Below are 21698 nucleotides of genomic sequence, written 5' to 3'. Positions count from 1 at the left end.
TCAGATCCCCTTCTGCGAGTCGAGCACGGTCACCAGGTTGTGCTGGAGGACCGGTCCGGAGGTGGTGTGCGCCACGGCCTTGTCGGAGTCGCCGCTCCAGATCCGCGAGGCGGCCTCGCCGATCCGGTTCAGGCCGGCGGAGAACATCGGGTTGGCGGTCAGCGCGCCGCCCGACGGGCTGATCCGGACGTCGTCGGCCAGGCCGAGGGCGTTGCGCAGGATCAGCTCCTGGTGGCTGAAGGGCGCGTGCAGCTCGGCGGTGTCGACCCCGTCGAGCCGACCGTTCAGCTTCGCGGCGGCGGACGCCGTGCTCGAGGACACCGTCAGGTCGCGGGCGTTGATCGCGATCGGCTCGATGCGGTGCTCGAAGCCGGTGATCCAGGCCGGACGCTGCCGGGCCTCGAACGCCTTGTCGCCGGCCGCGATCACGATGCCGGCCGCCCCGTCGGAGACGGGGGCGCAGTCCCAGCGGCGCAGTGGGTCGGCGTACAGGGGCTGAGCCAGCACGTCCTCGACGGAGGTGGCCCCCTTCCGGATCGCCCACGGGTTCGCCTCGGCGTCGCTCATCGAGCGCGCGACGACCTCGGCCATCGCGTTCTCGTCCCACAGCCCCTTCTCGAGACCCTCCCGGGCCTGGATGCCGGCCAGCGAGACCGTGTCCGGCCACAGCGGCTGGGTGACGTACGGGTCGAGCTGGAGCGCCAGGGTGCGGCGCAGGATGCCGGCCGAGGACTTGCCGAAGCCGTACACCAGGGCGGTGTCGACCTCACCGGTCTGGATCTTCACCCAGGCCTCGTAGAGCGCCCAGGCGGCGTCCATCTCGACGTGCGACTCCATCACCGGCGGCAGGGTGCCGATGGCGTCGACCGCGGAGACGAACGAGAACGAACGTCCGGCCAGGTAGTCGCTCGACCCCGAGCACCAGAACCCGATGTCGGACTTGGTCCACCCGGTCTGCTGGTACAGGTCCTGGATGATCGGGACCAGGATCTCCAGACAGGTCGGGGACCCGTCGAGCTCCTTCATCTGCTGCTGGCTGAAGCCAACAACTGCCACATCACGCATGTAGGTATCCGCCTGTCAGAGGTGGTGCTTGTAGGTCTCGTAGTCCGCGTCCGGCTCGCCGGTGGGACGGAAGTACTTGATGTTGTTGAGGTCGGTGGTCCACTCCTCGCGGGGCTTCCACACGGCCTCGACGCGCATGCCCATCCGCACGTCAGCGGCCTCGACGTCGAGGATCAGGTGCAGGAACGCGATGTCGGCACCGTCCAGCAGCACGTAGGCCGACACGTAGGGGATCGGGATGGTCTGGCCCTGGAACGGAACGTTGACCACGCAGAACGTGGTGACGGTGCCGCGGTCGGGCAGCTCGATCTCGTCGGTGGTGGGGATGCCGTCCACCGGGCAGGCGCCGCGCGGCGGCACGTAGACCTTCTCGCACTTCGGGCAGCGCTGACCGAACAGCTTGCCCTCCGAGAGGCCCTTGAAGAACTTCGTCTCCTCCGGCGAGGCGGCGTAGTCGTAGGCGAGCTTGACCGGGCTGATGATGCCGGTGACCTCGGGCGGACCGAAGTCCATCGACGCCGAGCCGTCCGACTCGCTGTCGCCGGCGGGTTCGAAGCACGCGATGTCGCGGATCGTCCCGGTGGTCTCCTCGGCCCAACGCACCTTGACCCGGAGGCCGGTGCTGATGTCGGCGGGGGAGTCGACGTCGACCGCGTGCAGGATCGGCGCGTCGGACCCGTCGAGCAGCACCTGGGCGAAGGCGAACGGCTTCTCCAGGGGCTGCTGCGCGACCGGCTCGGCCACCCACGCCCAGCTCGTCACGGTGCCGTGGTCGGAGACCGGCACCAGGTCGGTGACCGCGTCGTGGGTGATCGGGTCGAACTCCGGGGGCGGGACGACGACACGCCCGTCGGAGAGAACACCCCCCAGCACGGAGTGTTGCTTGAGAGCCGACATGAACGGGGAGAGCACGGATCCGAGAGAGCGGGTGTAGTCGAACTCCACCTTCATCGGCGCGTGCAGAACCCGGGATTCCGTAGTGGGTGCCATGGCACAGAAGTGAAACACGTTCTAGTATTCGGAGCAAGGACATCCGGCGACATCAGCCCCAAGGAGAGAACATGAAGCTCGGACTGCAGCTCGGCTACTGGCAGGCAGGCCCGCCGACCAACCACGCCGAGCTCGTCGCCGCCGCTGAGGAGTCCGGCTTCGACGCGATCTTCACGGCCGAGGCCTGGGGCTCGGACGCGTTCACGCCCCTGGCGTGGTGGGGCAAGGACACCAGTCGGGTCCGTCTCGGGACGAGCATCGTGCAGATGTCCGGGCGCACCCCGACCAGCATCGCGATGCACGCTCTGACCCTCGACCACCTCTCCAACGGCCGGATGATCCTCGGCATGGGCGTGTCCGGGCCGCAGGTCGTGGAGGGTTGGTACGGCGTGCCGTTCTCCAAGCCGCTGGCCCGCACGCGCGAGGTCGTGGACATCATCCGCCAGGTGCTGCGCCGTGAGGGTCCGGTCGTCAACGACGGCCCGCACCACCCGCTGCCGTACAACGGCCCCGGTGCGATGGGCCTGGGCAAGCCGCTCAAGCCGATCACCCACCCGCTGCGCGAGGACATCCCGATCTGGCTCGGCGCCGAGGGCCCGAAGAACGTCGCCCAGACCGCCGAGATCGCCGACGGCTGGATCCCGATCTTCTACACCCCGAAGTCCGCCGGCATGTACCAGCCGTGGCTCGACGAGGGCTTCGCCCGTCCGGGTGCCCGTCGTACCCGGGAGACATTCGAGATCGCCGCGACCTGCCACCTCGAGTTCACCGAGGACGACGGCCCGGCCAAGCAGGCGGTCGTGGACGCGATGAAGCCGATCGTCGCGCTGTACATGGGTGGCATGGGCGCCAAGGAGATGAACTTCCACCACCAGGTCTTCACCCGGATGGGCTACGGCGACGTCGCCGACGACGTCCAGCGGCTGTTCCTGTCGGGCCAGAAGGCCGAGGCCACCGCGCTCATCCCCGACGAGCTGGTCAACGACATGCACATCATCGGGACCGAGGGTTACGTCAAGGAGCGCGTCGCGGAGTGGGAGGCGACCGGCGTCACCACCCTGCTTCTCAGCTGCCGTACGCCGGAGGAGCTGCGACGCGTGGCCGACGTCCTCGCCTGAACCTGGGCCTGATCCTCAGCCGACGCAGAACTCGTTCCCCTCGGGGTCGGCGAGCGTGACGAAGCAGTACGGGTCCGCGGGATCGTCGCTGCGCTCGCCGTGCAGCACGGTCGCGCCGAGGGAGACCAGCGCGGTGACCTTCGCGTCGACGATCGCGATCCGCTCGTCGAGCGACAGGCTCTCGTCGCGCCCGGTGGCGTAGACGTCGACGTGCAGCCGGTTCTTGCCGACCTTGGCCTCGGGCACCTCCTGGAACCACAAGGGTGGGCGGAACCCCTCGGGGTCGAAGAGCCGGTCGTAGAACGCGCCGTTCTCGTCGGCCCGGCCCTGGTAGTGCCGCCACCACGGTGTGTCCGGCGAGGTCGGGGGAGTCCGCGACCAGCCGAGTGCCTCGGCCCAGAAGTCGGCGAGCCGCGCTGCGTCGCGGCAGTCGATGGTCAGCTGCCAGAAGGTCATGGACCGAGCCTAGGTCGAACTCGAGGGCGTTGCTCGTTGCCTAGACCTAGAACACGTTCTAGTCTGGCGTCATGAGCACCGTGAGCGAGATCGCGAACGCCGGAGACCTCCGCACCGGCACCCACAACGGACACCTGATGGTCGCCGCCCTGCGTCGGCACCACAACCGGCCGATCATCCACCTCGGTGACGTCACGCTCACCGGCCAGCAGGTCGCGGACCGGATCAGCACCTACATCCAGGCGTTCGAGTCGCTCGACGCGGGCTTCGGCACCGCCGGCGCGCTGCTCGCGCTTAACCGGCCCGAGGTGCTCTTCATCCTCGGCGCCGGCCAGACCCAGGGCTACCGCCGTACGTCGCTGCACCCGCTGGGTTCGGCGGACGACCACGCCTACGTCATCAACGACGCCGAGATCACCACCCTGATCATCGACCCGTACTTCGAGGAGCGTGCGCTCGCCCTGCTCGAGAAGTGCCCGGCGCTGACCCAGGTCCTCACCATCGGGCCCGTCCCCGAGGGCATCGCCAAGGCTGCCGCCGACAGCGGCCGGACCACCGCGGACCTCACCGAGGTCGCTGCCGGCTTCGAGCCGACCACCCTCGAGGCGCGGCTGCTGCCCGCCGACCACTTGGTCTCCATCACCTACACCGGTGGCACCACCGGCAAGCCCAAGGGCGTCATCGGGATGAGCCAGACCATGAACACGATGACGAGCATCCAGCTCGCCGAGTGGGAGTGGCCCGAGGAGCCGCGCTTCCTCATGTGCACCCCGCTGTCGCACGCGGGCGCCGCCTTCTTCGTGCCGGTCGTCATCAAGGGCGGCACGCTCTTCGTGACGAGCACGTTCAACCCGGCCGAGGTGCTCGCCACCATCGAGGAGAAGAAGATCAACTCCCTGATGCTGGTGCCGACGATGCTCTACGCGCTGATGGACCACCCCGACAGCCACACCCGGGACCTGTCCTCGCTGGAGACCGTCTACTACGGCGCCAGCGCGATGAACCCGGTCCGGCTCAAGGAGGCCATCGAGCGCTTCGGCCCGATCTTCGCGCAGTACTACGGTCAGTCCGAGGCACCGATGGTGATCACCTACTTCACCAAGGGGGACCACGTGAACGCCGACGGGACCCCCGCGGAGCACCGGCTCACCTCGTGCGGTCGACCGACCGCGCTGGCCCGTACGGCGCTCCTCGGCGAGGACGGTCAGCCGGTCGCCCAGGGCGAGCCGGGGGAGATCTGCGTCGCCGGCCCGCTGCTCTCAGGTGGCTACTGGAAGCTGCCCGAGCAGACCGCCGAGACCTGGAAGGACGGCTGGATGCACACCGGCGACGTCGCCCGGGAGGACGAGGACGGGTTCTGGTACATCGTCGACCGGACCAAGGACATGATCGTCACCGGAGGCTTCAACGTCTTCCCGCGCGAGGTCGAGGACGTGGTGGCCGAGCACCCGGCGATCGCCCAGGTCGGCGTGATCGGCATCCCGCACGAGAAGTTCGGGGAGTCCGTCGCCGCCATCGTGGTGATGCGCGAGGGTCACGAGCTGACCGACGCGGTGATCGCCGAGATCCAGGACATGGTCAAGGAGAAGAAGGGCTCGGTGCAGGCACCCAAGCAGGTCATCGCGATCGACGCCCTGCCGCTCACCGGACTGGGCAAGCCGGACAAGAAGGCTCTCCGGGCGCAGTACTGGACCGGGGACCGCAGCGTCGGCTGACGTCGCGGGGTCAGGTCCTACTTGATCCGGACCTTGTAGGTCCTGCTCCACGTGGAGTTCATGTACATCCGCTGTCCCTGCAGCCGGATCTTGTACACCCCGGGCTTCAGCCTGCCCGAGGTCCAGCCGGTGGTGGTCGCGAGCTCACGGAAGGCCGAGACCTTGGTCGTCGACCTCCGGGCCTTCTTGGTCGACGTCGCGTCCGCCTTGGGGCTGATCAGCTTGAACCGCATGGCGCGGACGGAGTTCTCGCCAGCGGTGAGGGCCCAGCTGAGGACGAGCTTCTTGCCCCGGACCTTGATCGTCGGCTTGAGCTTCGGGTCCCACGGGATGAAACCCCGGTAGATGGCCGGCGCTCCACGGAAGACCGTCGGCACCTCCTCGCGGATCGCCTCGGCGAACCGCTGCGCGAGGAACGACTCGCCGGTCGGCGTGGGGTGGATGGTGTCGTAGAGGTAGGCGGGCGACGACCACAGGGATCCGTCGAGCTGGGCCACGGTGATCCTGCCGCCGGACCATCCCGGGTTGTTCGCGAGGTCGGACAGGCGACGGTTGTACTGGTCGCGTACCCAGCTCGGGACGCGCGGGGTCACGAGCTCGCCGAGAACGATCCTGATGCCGGGGCTGTTGGCACGAGCGGCCTTCAAGTACGTCATCCAGTCGTCGAGGACGCGGTTGATGCGCTCGGCGTACAGGGGTGCCATCTGGTCGGCCGTCTTGCCGATGTTGGTGCGCGGAATGTCCAGGAAGTCGTTGGTGCCGAGGAAGCTGACGAGGATGTCGGGCTGGTACGTCTTGACCACGGTGCCGATGTCGTCCAGGCGCTGCGACAGCATCGTGCCGCCGATCCCGTAGTGGTGGGTGTCCCACCCGCCGGCCAGGTAGTGCTTGTACCGACCGTGCGCCGGCCAGGTCCTCGGCCCGACGAAGTCGACCGTCTTCAGCAGTCCCTGGCGCCGGAACTCCATCGCCATCCGGTACCGGTACGTGTAGTCCCCGTCGATGCCCTCGGTGATCGAGTCGCCGGCGAACATGATCCTGGTCTTGGTCGGCGTGGCTGCGTCAGCAGCGTGCGCACCGGTCGGTACGCACGTGACGAGGAGGGCCGCTGCAAGGGCACCGGCGGCGAGGAGCTTCACCTTCATGGTGAGCAAAATGTAGGCGAACGACGGGGTCCGATTCAGGCGAATCGACAAGGCACTGGCGATGCGACTGAAGTCACAGGCGCCCCTCAGGTACCGCGCTACCGGACCCGGACCTCGTAGACCTTGCTCCAGGTGCTGCGCATGGTGCCGCGGATGCCCTGGATCTGCACGCGGTAGCGTCCGGGACGCTTGACGGCCGAGGTCCACGACGGTTTCTGGGCCAGCGTGCTGTAGTACGACTTCCTGTTCTGCAGGTCGGTGAACTTCACCTGCACGCCGAGGACCGTGTTCGCCCGTGCTGTGGCCGCCCAGTTGACGACGACCTTGCGACGGGACACGGACACCTTCGGGGTGAGCACGGGGCTCCAGGGCACGGTCACCTGGGGCACCTTGGCCGCGCCCGGGAGTACCGCGGGCGCCACCGCGTGGATCCCGGTCGCCATCTTTTGCGCCATCAGCAGGTCTCCGGTCGGCGTGGTGTGGATGCCGTCCACGGTGTAGCCCGCCTTCGCCCACTTCGGGTCGTCGCTCAGCGCCACGACCAGCGGCGAGGTGGACGTCGAGGGCAGCCGGGCCGCGAAGGCGTCGTTGACCTCGTCGCGCACCCAGGGCTCGATCAGCTGGCTGGTGATCTCGCTGACGACGACCCTGACGTCGGCCTTCCGGGAGCGAGCCGAGGCCAGGAATGCGGTGTAGTCCTCGAGCACCCCGTCGACCAGCGCGTCGACGCGCTGCTCGACCAGCACGGACCGACCCTGGGCCCGGTACTGGTCGCGGATCGAGATCGGGTTGGCCAGCGTGCGCAGGACCATGGCGTTGTTGACGTCGTTGTTGCCCATCACCGAGACCACGACGTCGGGTTGGAGGGACTGCATCTCGTCGACGATGTTGAACCGGCCCCAGTTCGGGGCGCCGGGCACCGGTGAGATGTCCATGAAGTCGGTGATCAGCGTCGCGCCCTGGGAGTCGTGGTCGGAGTCCCAGTTCTTGGCGAGGTAGTTGTGGCTCTCGCCGTACCCCCACCGGAACGGGCCGACGAAGTTCACCGCGGCGTTCTGACGCTTGAACTCCACGCCGAGCCGGTAGCGCCAGGTCACGTCGCCGTCGAACTGGTGGGCCACCGAGTCGCCGACGACCATCACCTTCGGGACGGTCGCCGCAGGCGCCACCCGTCGGCGCGAGCGGAGCCAACCCGGTCGCCACGAGAGCGACCAGGACGCCTGCTGTCCCGAGAGCACGTCTCATCGGACCGTGACGGTCCAGGTCCTGCTCCACGGCGAGATCATCGCCTGGCGACGGCCGTGGATGCGGATCTGGTACTTGCCCTTCTTCAGTCTCGCGGAGATGTACTGCGAGGAGCTCATCCAGCCGGACGTCGCGGTGCGCCTGGTCTTGAGGCGCTTCACCTGGATCTGCATCAGCTGAGGCTTGTTCAGCCACTTGGTCTGGTACCAGTCGACGACCAGCTTGCGGCCCTTGGCGACCCTGATCTTCGGCGCCCAGGGCGGGTTGTAGATCAGGCCGGCCGACTTGATCTCGGGAGCCCTGGGGAGGACCTTGGCGCTCGAGTCCTTCACGCCCACCTTGTTCAGCGCCCAGCCGACGCGCTGGGCGATGATCGCCTCGCCCACCGGGTTCGGGTGCGTGGTGTCGTAGGTGTTCTTGGTCGGGTCCCACCCGGGGTAGTCCAGGTCGGCCACGACGACGCGGGAGTCGGGGTAGTACGGGTTCGCGGTCTCCTGCTGGGCGAGCGCGTTGACGGCGTTGTTGAACTCGACCCGGTTCGGGATCCGACGCGTGGTGACCTCGCCGAGCACGACCTGGATGTTGCCGTTGGCCTGTCGCGCCTCGGTGATGTAGTCCCTCAGGTCCTTGATCTCGTCCTGCACGGAGATGACGCCCGTGCGGGGCAGCAGGTCCGTGGTTCCGTAGAGGGCGACCAGGACGTCGGGATCGGCGTTGTACATCTGGCTGGGCAGCTCTTCGATCTGCGTCCGGAGCCGGGTCCCACCCGTCGCCGCGTGGTCCGTGTCCCAGCCGGAGCTGACCTGGTAGTGGTTGGCTCCGCCGTAGGTGTACTTGTACGGGCCGACGAAGTCGAACTTCACGCCCTGGCGGCGCAGCTCGCGGTCCAGGCGGTAGCGCCAGGTGTAGTCGCCGTCGAAACCCTGGGTGATCGAGTCGCCGGACAGCATGATCTTCACCGGCTGGGTGATCTCCGCGTCCTCGGCCGACGCCGAGCTGCCCACGCCCACGACAGCAGGGCCGAGCGCCAGAGCAGCGCACAGCAGACCGAGCGGGAGGGTTCGGAGCTTCATCGCCCGCTCAGGATAAGCCAGATTTGGGGCGGTGCGGCCCGAAATGAGCTCCCGTCCTAGAGGGAGACCTCGGGGTTCTGGCGCACGGTGACGTCGCTGACCTCGAAGATGTCGCGGAGGCCGAAGGAGAACATGCCGGCGACCACGTTCGAGGGGAACGTGCGCACCCGGGTGTTGTACGCGCCGACGTTGAGGTTGTAGAACCGCCTGGCCGCAGCGATCCGGTTCTCGGTGTCGGTCAGCTGGTGCTGCAGGTCGAGGAAGTTGGCGCTCGCCTTCAGCTCGGGGTAGGCCTCGGCACGCGCCAGCACCGTGCCCAGCGTCTGGCCGACCTGCTCCTCGAACTGCTGGCGTGCTGCCGGGGCGTCGCTCTGGTGGGCGGTGGCCTGCTCCCGTGCCGCGGTCAGCGCGGTGAGCACCTCGCGCTCGTGGGTGGCGTACCCCTGCACGGTGCTGACCAGGTTCGGGATCAGGTCGTGCCGCCGGGTCAGCTCGACGTCGATGCCACCCCAGGAGGAGTCGATGAGGACGCGCTGCCGGACGAACCGGTTGTACATCACGACGACGGAGAGGCCGACGAGGGCGACGACGCCGAGGACCACGTACAGGATCACCATGCCCGACAACCTAACCTCAGCGCCGCGACGAGCAGGAGCAGGTTCTCCACGAGGGTCAGGTCTCCGGCAGGCCGAGTGAGGTGCGCACGAACCCGGGCACCCGGTCGAGGATGCCGTCGATCGCCGCGAGGGTCGCATCCAGCGTCTCCAGCGAGTGCTGACCGGCTTCGACGGTGACCAACGACGAGCCGCGGAAGGACCAGGCCAGGTCGGGGAGCGTGAGCAGGTACTCCATCATCAGGGGGTGCAGGACGTCGGTGGCGAACTTGCGGTCCTCGCAGTGCACCGTGAACGCCCGGTTGAACTGCTCGGACTCCATCTCGATGTCGTTGTTGGTGAGCCGGCCGACCATCCGGCCGAAGAAGCCCTCGGGGGAGACCGACAGGTTCGGGGCCTGTGCGCCGATCTGCAGGGCGATCACGGAGTACGGGTGCGTCTCGGTGCGGGTCCGCGAGTGACCGTCGCTGTCGGTGTAGTGCTCGGTCGTGGAGTAGCGGTAGTCGAAGGCGAGGAACACCCGGCCGTCGTACGTGCCGGACAGCACGTTGGTGGCACGGCGGTCGTGGCCCGTGCCGAACGGCGAGCCGTCGAACTCGTCGACGTACCGGTCGTCCCGCTCGGTGTAGGTCCAGCCGCGCGACGCGGCCAGTGCGGCGAGCGCCTCCCGGCGCTTCTTCGCCGCCAACCAGGAGAAGTACCCGAGAACGCCGACGATGCCGAACCCGACGATCGCGATCAGCACGACAGCAGCCATGCGCCTACGTTCTCACGAGCCGCCCGCGGCTCCCCACCTTTCGCCGAGAGGGCACAGATGTCTCACTTGCGAGCGCCGACCGGGCGCAGATGTCCGAGCGCGCGGGACATCCCAGCCCGCTCGGCGTCGCGGCGCGGGACATCCCAGCCCGGTCAGGCTCCCTTGAACTGCGCGGGGCGCTTCTCCAGGAACGCCCGCGGGCCTTCCTTGGCGTCCTCGGACTTGAAGACCTCGGCACCGACCTTGGCGTCGTCGGCCCAGCAGTCGTCCTCGTGCTTGCCCTCGGAGTCGCGCATCGTCTTGAGGATCGCCTGCACGGCGAGCGGGCCGTTGGCCGCGATCATGTCGGCGATCTCGTGCGCCTTCTCCAACGCGGTGCCGTCCGGGACGACGTGGCCGATCAGACCGAGCTCCTTGGCCTCGGGAGCCAGGATCGGGCGTCCGGTGAGGAGCAGCTCCGCGGCGACCGTGTACGGGATCTGGCGGGGGAGCCGGACGGCCGAACCGCCGAGGGGGTAGAGCGACCAGCGCGCCTCGGCGACGCCGAACTTGGCGGACTCGCCGGCGATCCGGATGTCGGTGCCCTGCAGGATCTCGGTGCCACCGGCGATGGCCGGGCCCTCGACAGCGGCGATGAGCGGCTTGGTCAGGCGGAAACCCTTGAGCAGACCCTTGAGGATGGTCGGGTCGAACTCGCCGGACTCGAAGGAGTCGCCCGGCGGCTTCTCGTTCGCGGTGGACAGGTCCATGCCCGCGCAGAAGTAGCCGCCCGCGCCGGTGAGGATGCAGACCCGGATCTCCGGGTCGGAGTTCACCCGGTCCCAGGCGTCCTCCATGATCCGCAGCATCTCCGAGGACAGCGCGTTGCGCCGCTCGGGGCGGTTCATCGTCACGATGAGCTTGTGGCCGTCTTGGTCTACGAGGCAGTCCGTCATGCGGGGAATGCTAGCCACAAACGAGAACGTGTTCTAGTCTTTCGCCCATGGCCCTCAACATCGCTGACCTGTTCGAGCACGCCGTTGACGCGGCGCCCGAGAACCCCGCTGTGAAGGTGGGAGACCGCACCGTCACGTTCGCGGACCTGGAGCGCGAATCCAACCAATTGGCGCACTACCTCCAGTCCCAGGGCGTCAAGGCCGGCGACCACGTCGCGGTGTACGCGAAGAACAGCATCGAGCACGTCATCGCGGTGCTCGCGATCGTCAAGATCCGCGCCGTCAACATCAACGTGAACTACCGCTACGTCGAAGGTGAGCTCAACTACCTGTTCGACAACGCCGACGTCGTCGCCCTGATCGCGGAGCGCACCTACGCGCCGCTGATCGCCAAGACGTTCCCGAACCACGAGAAACTGCAGACGGTCGTGATCGTCCCCGACGTGATCGAGCCCGACGACCAGTCCGACATCAGCGCCTTCGGCGGGGTCCTGTACGCCGACGCGGTCGCCGACCAGAGCGCCGAGCGGGACTTCGAGGAGCGCAGCGCCGACGACCTGCACATCATCTACACCGGCGGCACCACCGGCTTCCCGAAGGGCGTCATGTGGCGCCACGAGGACTTCTGGCGCACGCTCGGCGGCGGCATCGACTTCTACACCGGCGACAAGCTCGACGAGTTCGACCAGTCGAAGCAGGCCGCGCAGGAAGGCCGGATGACCACCTTCCCGCTCAGCCCGCTCATGCACGGCGGCGCCCAGGCCGGCCTGCTGATGCACCTCTTCGCCGGCCACCTGACGATCCTGGAGCCGAAGTTCGACCCCCAGCGCACCTGGGAGATCATCGACGAGAACGGCGTGATGCTGATCTTCATGACCGGCGACGCGATGGCCCGTCCGCTGATCGAGGAGTTCGAGCGCAAGGCGGCCACCGGCGAGCCGTACAGCGGCGCCAGCCTCTTCGCCGTCTCCAGCAGCGCGGCGATCTTCAGCCCCTCGGTCAAGGAGCGCTGGCTGACCGCGCTGCCCAACCCGGTCTACACCGACTCGGTCGGTGCGTCCGAGACCGGCTTCCAGGGCATGGGCATGCAGGACAAGACCCACATCTCCAGCGACGGACCCGTCGTGGGCCTCGGTCCCAACAGCGTGGTGCTCGACGAGAACAACCAGGTCCTGGACCTGGCGACGAACGTCGGCAAGGTCGGTCGTCTGGGACGTGGCGGTTCGGTGCCGGTCGGCTACTACAAGGACGAGAAGAAGTCCGCGGAGACCTTCCTCGTCGTCGACGGCATGCGGATCTCGGTACCCGGCGACTTCGCCCGGATCGAGGAGGACAACAAGGTCACCCTGCTGGGACGCGGTTCCAACTGCGTCAACACCGGTGGCGAGAAGGTCTACCCCGAAGAGGTCGAGATGGCGATCAAGCGCCACCCGGCCGTGTACGACGTCCTCGTCGTCGGCATCCCGGACGAGAAGTTCGGCCAGGCGGTCGCCGCGGTGATCCAGCCGCGCGAGAACGAGACGGTCGAGCTCGAGGAGCTGCGCGACTTCCTCCGCGAGTTCCTGTCCGGCTACAAGCTTCCCCGGACGATGACCCTCGTCCCGGAAATCCCGCGCAACGCCACCGGCAAGGCGCAGTACCCGAAGGCCAAGGAGCTGCTCCTGGCCGCCAAGACCAACGACACTGCAGGAGCGACCAAGTAATGCGTACCGAACTCTGCGAGCGACTGGGCATCGAGTACCCGATCTTCGCCTTCACCCCGTCCGAGAAGGTCGCGGCCGCGGTCTCCCGCGCCGGTGGCCTCGGCGTGCTGGGTGCAGTCCGGTTCAACGACGCCAGCGAGCTCGACGAGACGCTCACCTGGATGGACGAGAACACCGACGGCAAGCCGTACGGCGTCGACATCGTGATGCCGATGAAGATCCCGACCGAGGGCAAGTCGGTGGATCTCAAGGAGCTCATCCCCGGTGAGCACGTCACCTTCGTCGAGGAGACGCTGCGCAAGCTCGGCGTTCCGCCGCTGCCGGAAGGTGAGGGCAGGGAAGGTGTGCTCGGCTGGCTGCACAGCACCGCGCGCAGCCACGTCGACGTTGCCCTCCAGCACCGACCGGTGCTGATCGCCAACGCACTCGGCACCCCGCCGAAGGACGTCATCGACCTCGCGCACGAGCACGGCGTCCTGGTGGCAGCGCTGGCCGGCGCCGGCAAGCACGCCCAAAGCCACGTCTCCAACGGCGTCGACATCATCGTCTCGCAGGGCTACGAGGCCGGCGGCCACACCGGTGAGATCGCCAGCATGGTGCTCACCCCGGAGATCGTCGACTCGGTCGGGCCGGACGTCCCGGTGCTCGCTGCCGGCGGCATCGGCTGCGGCCGCCAGGTCGCGGCGTCCCTCGCGCTCGGAGCCCAGGGCGTCTGGACGGGATCTCTGTGGCTCACCGTCGCCGAGTACGACCTCGGTCAGAGCGACGCGATCCAGAAGGCGCTGCTCAAGGCCGGCTCCGCCGACACCGTTCGCAGCCGCGTCTACACCGGCAAGCCGGCCCGCCTACTGAAGAACAAGTGGACCAACGCGTGGGAGGAGGACGGTGCCCCGGCGCCGCTCCCGATGCCGCTGCAGAACCTGCTCGTCTCCGACGCGCACAACCGGATGAGCGCCGCCGACGACCCGGACGTCGTCGCGATGCCGGCCGGCCAGATCATCGGGCGCACCAACGAGGTCCGACCGGTCGCCCAGGTGATGGCCGAGCTCATCGCCGAGTACGAGGAGACCGTCGCCCGCCTGGAGAAGATCCGGGGCTGACGCAGCACCCGTAAAGCACGTCGTACGAGCACCCGTCCGGTCCTAGACTGGGCGGGTGCTCGTCTCCTACCTGGCCTTCGCCGGCGCCGCCGCACTGATCGTGCTGCTTCCCGGCCCGGACACGCTCGTCGTGGTCCGGAGCATCCTGCGCGGCGGACGGCGCCAGGGGATCCTGACGGCGCTCGGCAACCTGGTCGGTCTCACCGTCTGGGTCAGTGCGGCGGTGCTCGGCCTCGCGGCCCTGCTCAAGGCCAGCGAGATCGGGTACGACGCCCTCCGCGTGGTCGGTGCCTGCTACCTGGTCTACCTCGGCGTCCAGGCCTGGCGCACTCGCGGCGCCATCGAGGCCGAGGTGGCCGACGGCAGCGGCAAGGCGCTGCTCGGGACCGGCTTCCGCGCCGGCATCCTGACCAACCTGTTCAACCCGAAGGTCGGCGTCTTCTTCGTGACGTTCCTGCCGGGCTTCGTCCCCGACGGTGCCCCGGTCACGCTCACCACTGCTGCCTTCGGCGGCATCTTCGTGCTGCTCACCGCGCTCTACTGGCTGGCGCTGCTGGGGGTGGCGGAAAAGGTCCGCACCTGGATGAGCACGCCGACCATCCGGCGTCGGATGGACGTCGCCACTGCGGGCATCCTGGTCGCCTTCGGCGTCCGTCTCGCCACGGAGTAGACATCCTGGCCGCGCGGCACCTGCTGCCCTAGGGTCACGGCATGGTCGTTCCGAACTCTGCCGTCGCCCGTCCGGGAGCCCTGCGCCGTCTGGGCGCCGTGCTGTTCACCGCGGTGCTGTTCGCAGGCGTCACGCTGGTCACCTCCCAGGACGACGCCAGCAGCGTCGTCGGCCCGCTCGCCGTACCGAAGGCCGACTGCGGTCCCGGTGCGCTCCCGGAGACCTCGACGCAGGGACGGGTCCCGAAGTCGGACTACACCTCGGGGCGGGTGAAGGAGGGATACCTCTGCAACACCACCCAGACCAGCCACCAGGGCTCCTCGGGCGGCTTCAAGACGCTGCGCTACACGGACTCCCAGGGGCACACCTGCGCGTTCTACGACTCCACGCTGACGGTCCCGCGCGACATCGTGTCCAACACCCTGTCGGGTGACGGGCTCGGCACGGTCGTCCTCGACATGACCGACCCGGCGCACCCGAAGAAGACGGCGAACCTCACCACGGTCGGCATGCTGAGCCCGCACGAGTCGCTGCTGGTCAACGAGAAGCGCGGACTGCTCGTCGGCGTGCTCGGCACCTTCGCCACCGCCCCCGGCATCCTCGACGTGTACGACGTGAAGACCGACTGCCGCAAGCCGAAGCTGTTGTCCTCCACGCCGGCCGGGCTGCTCGGCCACGAGAGCGGGTTCTCCCCGGACGGGATGACGTTCTACGTCTCGAGCGCCTTCCTCAGCTTCGTCGCGGTCGACCTCACCAACCCGCGCGCGCCGCGCCCGATCTACTCCGAGTTCGGCGTGATGTACCACGGGATGCGGGTCTCCGACGACGGTCGCACCCTGTACGCCGCCTCGCTCGGGCAGCCCGGGCCCGGCGGCATCACCGGCAGCGGACTGACGATCGTCGACGTCAGCCAGATCCAGGACCGGGTCAAGAACCCGAAGGCCAAGATCCTCTCCAAGCTGACCTGGCGGGACGTCTCGATCCCGCAGGTCGCCGAGCCGTTCACCAGCAAGGGGCGCAAGTACGTGCTGGAGATCGACGAGTTCGTCGACCTGGTCTCGTTCAAGGGGCTGGTGGACCTCAAGCGCGCTCCGGTCGGCGCTGCCCGGATCATCGACGTCGACGACCCGCGCCACCCGCGGGTGGTCAGCGACATCCGGCTCAAGGTGCACGAACCCAGCCAGCGCGACGGGGAGCAGAGCCACGACCCGGGAGCGAGCTTCGTCGCGCAGGGCTACGCCGGCCACTACTGCAGCATGCCGACGCGGAAGGACCCGAAGATCGCGGGCTGCTCGATGATCCTGTCGGGGCTCCGGCTCTTCGACATCTCCGACGTGACCCGCCCGCGGGAGGTCGGCTACTTCAACAAGCCGGTGCCGAAGAACACCAAGATCACCCTGATCCCGGCGATCGGTGCGTACGCGATGTCGCAGCCCGCGTGGGACGTCCAGCGCAACGAGGTCTGGTACACCGACAGCAACTCCGGGTTCTACGTCGTGAGACTCACCAACGGCGTGGAGAAGCTGTTGCACTGACGTACCCCGTTAACTGCTCGCTCGTTAACCAGGCATGGTCGTCCCTCACCGCACCACCGCGTCCGTGCGCCGTCTTCTCGCTGTCGTCTGCCTGTGCCTGGCCGCGGTGGTCCCGTTCCTGCTGGACGGGGCCAGTGCCGCCGACGAGCCCGAGCGTCAGCCGGTCCCGCGGGCCGTGTGCGGGCCGGGCTCGCTGCCCGAGACCGACATCCAGGGCCGGGTGCCCAAGGCTGATTACACCTCGGGCCGGGTCGAGCAGGGGTACCTGTGCAACACCGCCGAGGTCGCGCACGAGGGTTCCAGCGGCGGCTTCAAGGCGCTGCGCTACACCGATGCCGCCGGCAACACCTGCGCGTTCTACGACTCCACGGCGCTGGTGCCGCCCACCTCGACGCTGACCAACCTGCTGAAGAACGCCGGCATCGGTGTCGTCGTGCTCGACATGAACGACCCGGCTCACCCGCGGCGCACGGCGACGCTGGTCAGCCCGGCGATGCTGAGCCCGCACGAGTCGCTGCTGGTCAACGAGAAGCGCGGCATCCTGATGGCGACCTTCGGCAACGTGCTGACCGCGCCCGGCATCATGGACCTGTACGACGTCAGGACCGACTGCCGCAAGCCCAAGCTGCTCTCCAGCACGCCGTCGGCCGTGCTCGGCCACGAGAGCGGGTTCTCCCCGGACGGCAACACCGTCTACGCGGGCAGCACCATCTTCACCCTCGCCGCGATCGACGTCAGCAACCCGAGGGTGCCGAGGACGATCTTCACCGAGCTCAACGTGCAGTACCACGGGCTCCGGCTCTCCGACGACGGCCGCACCCTGTACGCCGCCCACATCGGCCAGCCCGGACCCAACTTCCTCTCCGGCGGCGGGTTGCGGATCATCGACGTCAGCCAGATCCAGGACCGGGTCAAGAACCCGAAGGCGCCGGTCCTCGCCACGATGACCTGGCGCGGTTCCTCGATCCCGCAGGTGGCGCAGCCGTTCACCCAGAACGGCCACCAGTACCTGCTCGAGGTCGACGAGTTCGTCGACCTGTTCTCGTTCAGCGGCCTGTCGGACATCAAGCACTCGCCCGTCGGAGCTGCCCGGATCATCAACGTCGACGACCCGCGGCACCCGTACCAGGTCTCCGACATCAGGCTCGAGGTCCACCAGCCGGCCGAGCACGCCGGCGAGCAGACCAAGGACCCGGGCAACTCCAGCCCGCTCGGCGGGTACGCCGGCCACTACTGCAGCGTCCCGACGCGGGACAACCCGAAGATCGCGGGCTGCTCGATGATCCTGTCCGGTCTGCGCCTCTTCGACATCAGCGACGTCCAGAACCCGAAGGAGGTCGGCTACTTCAACAAGCCGGACTCCGACGGCGGTGCGGCGTACTCGCAGCCCGCGTGGGACGCCGAGCGCAACGAGGTCTGGTACACCGACACCGGGACGGGTTTCTACGTGGTGAGGCTGACGAACGGACTCAGCGTTTCTTGACGACGTTCGTGCCGACGATCTTGTCGTGCAGCGCCTGCTTGTTCTTGTCCCACAGGGGCCAGAGGTAGTCGAGCAGGACCAGCAGGACGAACAGGGTGCCGACGAGCGGCAGGTTCGTGAGCAGGCCGAGCAGGAACACGAAGGCGAACCGGACCAGGATGGTCGCAGCCGGCAGGTCATCGGTCTCGCGCCGGCGGATCCGGAGGCCGACGGCCAGCTTCCCGGGCGTCGCGTGCTTCCAGAACAGGAAGACCAGCGAGTACAGCGCGCTGGCAGCGATGACCGAGGCGTACAGCGCTAGCCCCGGGCCGGTGGTGATGTCCAGGACGGCGGGCAGCTTGTCGCCGCTCTCGTAGCTGAACGTCCCGCCGGAGGTGTTGTCGTCGACCCACTTCTCCAGACTGTCCCAGTTCGCCGTCACGGCCGGCAGCGCCGCCAGGACGAGCAGGGGTACCTGGAAGAAGGCGTCCAGGATCGTCGCGAGCACCCGCATCCACCAGCCCGCGAGCGGCTGACCGTCGGGCGTCGACGGCACGCCCTGGTCGTAGAACGACGACGGCGCGGTGTACTGCGGGTACGCCGGCGGGTAGGCGGCCGGAGCCGAGGGCGCCTGCACCTGCTCGGTCCAGGCGTTGCCGTCCCAGTAGCGGGACCCGGCTTTCGCGGGGTCGGGAGCAGCAGGGTCGGGGTACCAGCCGGCAGGGATCTGGGTCATGCCGGAAGTGTGTCAGAGACCTGGTCCGGCCGGGCCGGGGGCACGAGCACCACGCTCGTACCCGCGACCTTGTCGTGCAGGGCCTGGTTGTTCTTGTCCCACAGCGGCCAGAGCACGTCGAGCAGGGCGAGCGCGCCGACGGCGAGAGCGACCGGCGGCACCAGGTAGTACCCGGCGGTGAACGCCGTCAGCACGCCGACGCGTGCGGCGATCGTCGACCAGGGGAGCGGGCCTGGCGTCTGGCGGCGCCGTACCCGCAGGTTGAAGGCGAGCTTGCCCGGCGTGGCTTGCCTGCGGTGCAGGAACAGCGCGTGGAACGCAGCGGTCACCAGGATCAGCGAGCCGTAGAAGACCACGCCGCGTCCGGTGCTGGGATCGAACACCGGGGGGTTCTCGTTGCGGTCGCTGAGGCTGTTCCACCAGGTCTTGACGTTGTCCCCGTCGGCCAGGACCGAGGGCAGCCCCACCACCACGAGGAGCGGGAGCAGCGCGAGCCCGTCGATGAACGCCGCCACCGCCCGCACCGGCCAGCCGGCGACCGTCTCGCCGTACGGAGTCGTGAGGGCGGTCGAGGTGGCGAACGGGGCGCCGGGGTACGGCCCGTCGACGGGTCCGCGGGGGACGCCTTCGGCCGGTCGGACGTGCCGGGTCCAGGTGTGCCCGTCCCAGTGCCGTTCCATCGGCACGTTCGAGCTCACCGGATCGGCGTACCACCCTGCAGGAACCTGGACGTCGGACATGTCGGCCTCCTCGACCCGAGGGCTCAAGCGTAGGCCCGACCACGCTCCTCGCGGGTCCAGGTCGGTTTGTCCGTGTCGTTCGCGAGCTCGCGCTTGAGCACCTTGTTGGTGGCGGTCCGGGGGAGCGCGTCCACGATCCGCACGAAGCGCGGCCACCCCTTGCTCGCCAGGTCGGGCTGCTCGGCGAGGAAAGCGCCGAACGCGTCCGGTGTGATCGGGGCGGTGACCACCAGGGCGACCACCAGCTGGTCGCCGGAGGCCGGGTCGGGGACGGCGTACACGGCCGCCTCCGAGATGTCCGGGTGCCGCAGCAGGATCCGCTCGATCGGGGCCGCCGCCAGGTTCTCGCCGTCCACGCGCAGCCAGTCGGCGGTGCGGCCGGCGAAGTAGATCCAGCCGTCGGCGTCGCGGTAGCCGAGGTCGCCGGACCAGTACATCCCGCCGCGCATCCGCTCGGCGGTGGCGGCCTCGTCGTTGTAGTAGCCGGCGAACTGCCCGGTCCCGGTCGTGTTCACCAGCTCGCCGGTGCACTCCTCGAGGTTCACCACCGCGCCGGTCTCGTCGAACACCGCGCGCGGGCACTCGGTGCGGGTCTCCGGGTCGTAGACGGCCACACCGGGGCCGGGCTGACCGAGCGCGCCGGGAGGCGTCCCCTCGACCCGGGAGATGACGACGGCGTTCTCGGTGGACCCGAAGCCGTCCACCACCCGACAGCCGAAACGTTCGCCGAACGCCGCGATGTCCCGCTCGTTGCCCTCGTTGCCGAAGACCAGGCGCAGCGGGTTGTCCGCGTCGTCGTCCGCCGCCGGTGTCGCCATGATGTAGGCGAGCGGCTTGCCGACGTAGTTGGCGTACGTCGCGCCGTACCGGCGGACGTCGGGGAGGAACCCGGACGCCGAGAACTTCTCGGCGAGCGCGATGGTGGCGCCGTTGAACAGTGCCGGCGCCCAGCCGGCCACGACGGCGTTGGAGTGGAACAGCGGCATCGAGATGTAGTGCACGTCGTCGCCGGACAGGCCCAGCCGCTCGGTGAGGTAGCCCGCGGGGAAGGAGATCTTCTCGTGGGTGATTCGGACGGCCTTGGGGTCCCCCGAGGTGCCCGAGGTGAAGATCAGCATGAACAGCGAGTCCGGCCGGGGGTCGGCCGGGGGCGGCGGGGCGTCGGCCGGCCAGGCGTGCGACGCGTCCAGCACGGTGACGCCGTCCAGGTCGAGGCCGACGAGGAGCGGCGCGTGCGTCTCGTCGGTGACGAGCACCTGGACGTCGGCCTTGCGGATGTCCGCGAGCAGCCCATCGCCGCGCCGGGTCGTGTTCAGCCCGCCGAGCACGTGCCCGCCCCAGCCCGCGGCCGCGAGCTGGAACGCCATCTCCGGGGTGTTGTCGAGCAGCACCCCGACGTGCGGCGGCCGCGACGCGTCCAGCAGCGAGTGCAACGCGGCTGCCCGGCCCCGGGACCCGGCGACGTACTCGCGCCAGGACCACGAGCGGTCACCGGCGAGAAGCCCGGGGGAGTCGTCCTCCGCCCGGGCCTCCAGCAGCGCTCGTACCGTCACACAGGCTCCGACGCGAGCAGCGCGCCGATCTTGCGGGCCTGGTCGGTGCTGCCACCGAGCAGGAACTCACCGAGCTTGCCGACGGTGAAGTAGCGGTGCGCCTCGCCGTCCATGTCGATGCCGACACCGCCGTGCACGTGCACGGTGGTGTGCGCGATCCGGTGCCCGGCGTCCGCGGCCCAGAGCTTGGCCCCGGCCACCTCGGTCTCGGCCTCCAGCCCCTCGTCGAGGCGCCAGGCGGCCTGCCACAGCATCAGGTCGGCACCGAGCAGGTCGATGTAGCCGTCGGCGAGACGCTGGCGCACGGCCTGGAAGGTGCCGATCGGCCGACCGAACTGCTCGCGGGTCTTGGAGTACGCCGCGGTGAGCTCGAGCGCACCCTTGACCACGCCGAGCTCGAACGCCGAAGCGGCCAGCGAGAGGTGCTGGTGCAGCCAGCTGATCGTGTCCGCGTCGCCCAGCAGCGTGCCGGGGGCCCCGTCGAGCTCGACCCGACCCACGCGGGTGCCGTCGCTGATCCGCTGCTCGACGATGTTCACGCCGTCACCGGGCTCCACGACGAACGCGCGGGTGCCGTCCGGCGTGGAGGCGGTGACCACGAACGCGGCAGCGCGGGTCGCCGACGGCACCACGCTCTTTACACCGGTCAGCGACCACGTGTCGCCGGAGCCGGACGCGGTCGTCGTCGGGGTGACGGGCAGGTGGTCCCGCTCCTCGGAGATCGCCGCGCTCAGGATCTTCTCGCCGGAGACCGCGCCCGGCAGCAGCCCGGCCTTGGTCGCCTCGGAGCCGAACCGGGCCACGGCGAGCGTGGCCGGCAGGTGGCTGGTGAGCGGGACGGGAGCGACGAGCTTGCCGGCCTCGATGAGGACCGAGCACAGCTCGAGCACGCCCAGCCCGGCGCCGCCGTCCTCCTCGGGCAGCGAGAGCGCGAGCAGACCGGCGTCGGCCAGCTTGGCCCACAGCGCCTGGTCGAATCGGCCCGGGTCGGCAGCCTTGAGGCGCTCGGGGGTGCACTCGTTCTTGAAGATGGTCGCGGCCAGCTCGGACGCGTCGTTCTGGGTCTCGGTGAAGGTGAAGTCCATG

Annotated in this window: 20 protein-coding genes; 7 read left to right on the top strand and 13 right to left on the bottom strand. The window is 68.9% G+C overall.

Features of this window, described 5'->3' with window-relative positions; all coding sequences use genetic code 11:
- Nucleotides 1-1065, bottom strand: coding sequence for a thiolase family protein (locus ABIE44_RS00220; protein WP_209713755.1), 1065 nt, complete (start codon nucleotides 1063-1065; stop codon nucleotides 1-3).
- A 15-nt stretch (nucleotides 1066-1080) separates the two neighbouring features.
- Nucleotides 1081-2055 carry a Zn-ribbon domain-containing OB-fold protein gene (locus tag ABIE44_RS00215; protein ID WP_209713757.1) on the bottom strand — a complete coding sequence of 325 codons (975 nt, stop codon included), beginning with the start codon at nucleotides 2053-2055 and terminating at the stop codon, nucleotides 1081-1083.
- Between the two features lie 71 nt (nucleotides 2056-2126).
- Between ABIE44_RS00215 and ABIE44_RS00210 the strand changes: the two genes are divergently transcribed.
- Entirely contained in the window at nucleotides 2127-3173 is a 1047-nt protein-coding gene (locus tag ABIE44_RS00210; RefSeq protein ID WP_209713759.1) for an LLM class F420-dependent oxidoreductase, read from the top strand.
- A gap of 15 nt (nucleotides 3174-3188) precedes the next feature.
- On the opposite strand, the gene ABIE44_RS00205 is transcribed toward ABIE44_RS00210, so the two are convergent.
- Complete coding sequence (locus ABIE44_RS00205) at nucleotides 3189-3629, bottom strand: VOC family protein (protein WP_209713761.1); 441 nt, start codon at nucleotides 3627-3629, stop codon at nucleotides 3189-3191.
- 71 nt (nucleotides 3630-3700) lie between these two features.
- Here ABIE44_RS00205 and fadD8 point away from each other — a divergent pair, with 71 nt between their 5' ends.
- Nucleotides 3701-5344 (top strand): fatty-acid--CoA ligase FadD8, encoded by a 1644-nt coding sequence (gene fadD8, locus ABIE44_RS00200; RefSeq protein WP_209713763.1) that lies wholly within the window; start codon nucleotides 3701-3703, stop codon nucleotides 5342-5344.
- Nucleotides 5345-5361: 17 nt separating this feature from the next.
- Here the strand turns inward: fadD8 and ABIE44_RS00195 are convergent, their stop codons facing one another.
- The 6 genes from ABIE44_RS00195 to ABIE44_RS00170 all read right to left on the bottom strand — a co-directional run bounded on the left by ABIE44_RS00195 (nucleotide 5362) and on the right by ABIE44_RS00170 (nucleotide 11113).
- Nucleotides 5362-6489 carry an SGNH/GDSL hydrolase family protein gene (locus tag ABIE44_RS00195; RefSeq protein WP_209713765.1) on the bottom strand — a complete coding sequence of 376 codons (1128 nt, stop codon included), beginning with the start codon at nucleotides 6487-6489 and terminating at the stop codon, nucleotides 5362-5364.
- A gap of 98 nt (nucleotides 6490-6587) precedes the next feature.
- Nucleotides 6588-7727, bottom strand: a complete 1140-nt coding sequence (locus ABIE44_RS00190) for an SGNH/GDSL hydrolase family protein (RefSeq protein WP_209713767.1) — start codon at nucleotides 7725-7727, stop codon at nucleotides 6588-6590.
- Nucleotides 7728-7730: 3 nt separating this feature from the next.
- A complete protein-coding gene (locus tag ABIE44_RS00185) occupies nucleotides 7731-8807 on the bottom strand; it encodes an SGNH/GDSL hydrolase family protein (RefSeq protein ID WP_209713769.1) in 1077 nt (358 codons plus the stop codon).
- A 56-nt stretch (nucleotides 8808-8863) separates the two neighbouring features.
- Nucleotides 8864-9424: a LemA family protein gene (locus tag ABIE44_RS00180; protein ID WP_209713771.1), complete on the bottom strand. Its 561-nt coding sequence runs from the start codon at nucleotides 9422-9424 to the stop codon at nucleotides 8864-8866.
- Nucleotides 9425-9479: 55 nt separating this feature from the next.
- Complete coding sequence (locus ABIE44_RS00175; RefSeq protein ID WP_209713773.1) at nucleotides 9480-10178, bottom strand: DUF3137 domain-containing protein; 699 nt, start codon at nucleotides 10176-10178, stop codon at nucleotides 9480-9482.
- Between the two features lie 152 nt (nucleotides 10179-10330).
- On the bottom strand, nucleotides 10331-11113 hold the full coding sequence (locus ABIE44_RS00170; RefSeq protein ID WP_209713775.1) for a crotonase/enoyl-CoA hydratase family protein: 783 nt from the start codon (nucleotides 11111-11113) through the stop codon (nucleotides 10331-10333).
- A 47-nt stretch (nucleotides 11114-11160) separates the two neighbouring features.
- On the opposite strand from ABIE44_RS00170, the gene ABIE44_RS00165 reads away from it, so the two are divergent.
- From ABIE44_RS00165 to ABIE44_RS00145, 5 genes are all read left to right on the top strand, one after another.
- Nucleotides 11161-12816, top strand: a complete 1656-nt coding sequence (locus ABIE44_RS00165) for an acyl-CoA synthetase (RefSeq protein ID WP_209713777.1) — start codon at nucleotides 11161-11163, stop codon at nucleotides 12814-12816.
- A complete protein-coding gene (locus tag ABIE44_RS00160; protein WP_209713779.1) occupies nucleotides 12816-13916 on the top strand; it encodes an NAD(P)H-dependent flavin oxidoreductase in 1101 nt (366 codons plus the stop codon). Before ABIE44_RS00165 ends, ABIE44_RS00160 begins: the two co-directional genes overlap by 1 nt.
- A 55-nt stretch (nucleotides 13917-13971) precedes the next feature.
- Entirely contained in the window at nucleotides 13972-14586 is a 615-nt protein-coding gene (locus tag ABIE44_RS00155) for a LysE family translocator (protein WP_209713781.1), read from the top strand.
- A gap of 41 nt (nucleotides 14587-14627) precedes the next feature.
- Entirely contained in the window at nucleotides 14628-16121 is a 1494-nt protein-coding gene (locus ABIE44_RS00150) for an LVIVD repeat-containing protein (protein WP_209713783.1), read from the top strand.
- A gap of 64 nt (nucleotides 16122-16185) precedes the next feature.
- Entirely contained in the window at nucleotides 16186-17604 is a 1419-nt protein-coding gene (locus ABIE44_RS00145; protein WP_209713785.1) for an LVIVD repeat-containing protein, read from the top strand.
- On the opposite strand, the gene ABIE44_RS00140 is transcribed toward ABIE44_RS00145, so the two are convergent.
- From ABIE44_RS00140 to ABIE44_RS00125, 4 genes are read right to left on the bottom strand one after another with little or no spacing between them, the layout of a single operon-like run.
- Nucleotides 17591-18319 (bottom strand): RDD family protein, encoded by a 729-nt coding sequence (locus ABIE44_RS00140; RefSeq protein WP_209713787.1) that lies wholly within the window; start codon nucleotides 18317-18319, stop codon nucleotides 17591-17593. The genes ABIE44_RS00145 and ABIE44_RS00140 overlap by 14 nt on opposite strands.
- Nucleotides 18316-19059, bottom strand: a complete 744-nt coding sequence (locus ABIE44_RS00135; protein ID WP_209713789.1) for an RDD family protein — start codon at nucleotides 19057-19059, stop codon at nucleotides 18316-18318. The genes ABIE44_RS00140 and ABIE44_RS00135 overlap by 4 nt, the downstream gene beginning before the upstream one ends.
- 23 nt (nucleotides 19060-19082) lie before the next feature.
- Nucleotides 19083-20612 carry an AMP-binding protein gene (locus ABIE44_RS00130; protein WP_209713791.1) on the bottom strand — a complete coding sequence of 510 codons (1530 nt, stop codon included), beginning with the start codon at nucleotides 20610-20612 and terminating at the stop codon, nucleotides 19083-19085.
- Entirely contained in the window at nucleotides 20609-21697 is a 1089-nt protein-coding gene (locus ABIE44_RS00125) for an acyl-CoA dehydrogenase family protein (RefSeq protein WP_209713793.1), read from the bottom strand. The genes ABIE44_RS00130 and ABIE44_RS00125 overlap by 4 nt, the downstream gene beginning before the upstream one ends.
- Between the last annotated feature and the right edge of the window lies 1 nt (nucleotide 21698).

The organism is Marmoricola sp. OAE513 (genome assembly GCF_040546585.1).
Taxonomy (GTDB): Bacteria; Actinomycetota; Actinomycetes; order Propionibacteriales; family Nocardioidaceae; genus Marmoricola.
This window is presented reverse-complemented; position numbering and strand designations above follow the sequence as displayed.

Excerpts from the sequence above, each read along its gene's own strand:
- ABIE44_RS00220 (WP_209713755.1), bottom strand. The coding sequence starts at position 1,065 with ATGCGTGATGTGGCAGTTGTTGGCTTCAGCCAGCAGCAGATGAAGGAG.
- ABIE44_RS00215 (WP_209713757.1), bottom strand. The coding sequence starts at position 2,055 with ATGGCACCCACTACGGAATCCCGGGTTCTGCACGCGCCGATGAAGGTG.
- ABIE44_RS00210 (WP_209713759.1), top strand. The coding sequence starts at position 2,127 with ATGAAGCTCGGACTGCAGCTCGGCTACTGGCAGGCAGGCCCGCCGACC.
- ABIE44_RS00205 (WP_209713761.1), bottom strand. The coding sequence starts at position 3,629 with ATGACCTTCTGGCAGCTGACCATCGACTGCCGCGACGCAGCGCGGCTC.
- fadD8 (WP_209713763.1), top strand. The coding sequence starts at position 3,701 with ATGAGCACCGTGAGCGAGATCGCGAACGCCGGAGACCTCCGCACCGGC.
- ABIE44_RS00195 (WP_209713765.1), bottom strand. The coding sequence starts at position 6,489 with ATGAAGGTGAAGCTCCTCGCCGCCGGTGCCCTTGCAGCGGCCCTCCTC.
- ABIE44_RS00185 (WP_209713769.1), bottom strand. The coding sequence starts at position 8,807 with ATGAAGCTCCGAACCCTCCCGCTCGGTCTGCTGTGCGCTGCTCTGGCG.
- ABIE44_RS00180 (WP_209713771.1), bottom strand. The coding sequence starts at position 9,424 with ATGGTGATCCTGTACGTGGTCCTCGGCGTCGTCGCCCTCGTCGGCCTC.
- ABIE44_RS00175 (WP_209713773.1), bottom strand. The coding sequence starts at position 10,178 with ATGGCTGCTGTCGTGCTGATCGCGATCGTCGGGTTCGGCATCGTCGGC.
- ABIE44_RS00170 (WP_209713775.1), bottom strand. The coding sequence starts at position 11,113 with ATGACGGACTGCCTCGTAGACCAAGACGGCCACAAGCTCATCGTGACG.
- ABIE44_RS00165 (WP_209713777.1), top strand. The coding sequence starts at position 11,161 with ATGGCCCTCAACATCGCTGACCTGTTCGAGCACGCCGTTGACGCGGCG.
- ABIE44_RS00160 (WP_209713779.1), top strand. The coding sequence starts at position 12,816 with ATGCGTACCGAACTCTGCGAGCGACTGGGCATCGAGTACCCGATCTTC.
- ABIE44_RS00150 (WP_209713783.1), top strand. The coding sequence starts at position 14,628 with ATGGTCGTTCCGAACTCTGCCGTCGCCCGTCCGGGAGCCCTGCGCCGT.
- ABIE44_RS00140 (WP_209713787.1), bottom strand. The coding sequence starts at position 18,319 with ATGACCCAGATCCCTGCCGGCTGGTACCCCGACCCTGCTGCTCCCGAC.
- ABIE44_RS00135 (WP_209713789.1), bottom strand. The coding sequence starts at position 19,059 with ATGTCCGACGTCCAGGTTCCTGCAGGGTGGTACGCCGATCCGGTGAGC.
- ABIE44_RS00125 (WP_209713793.1), bottom strand. The coding sequence starts at position 21,697 with ATGGACTTCACCTTCACCGAGACCCAGAACGACGCGTCCGAGCTGGCC.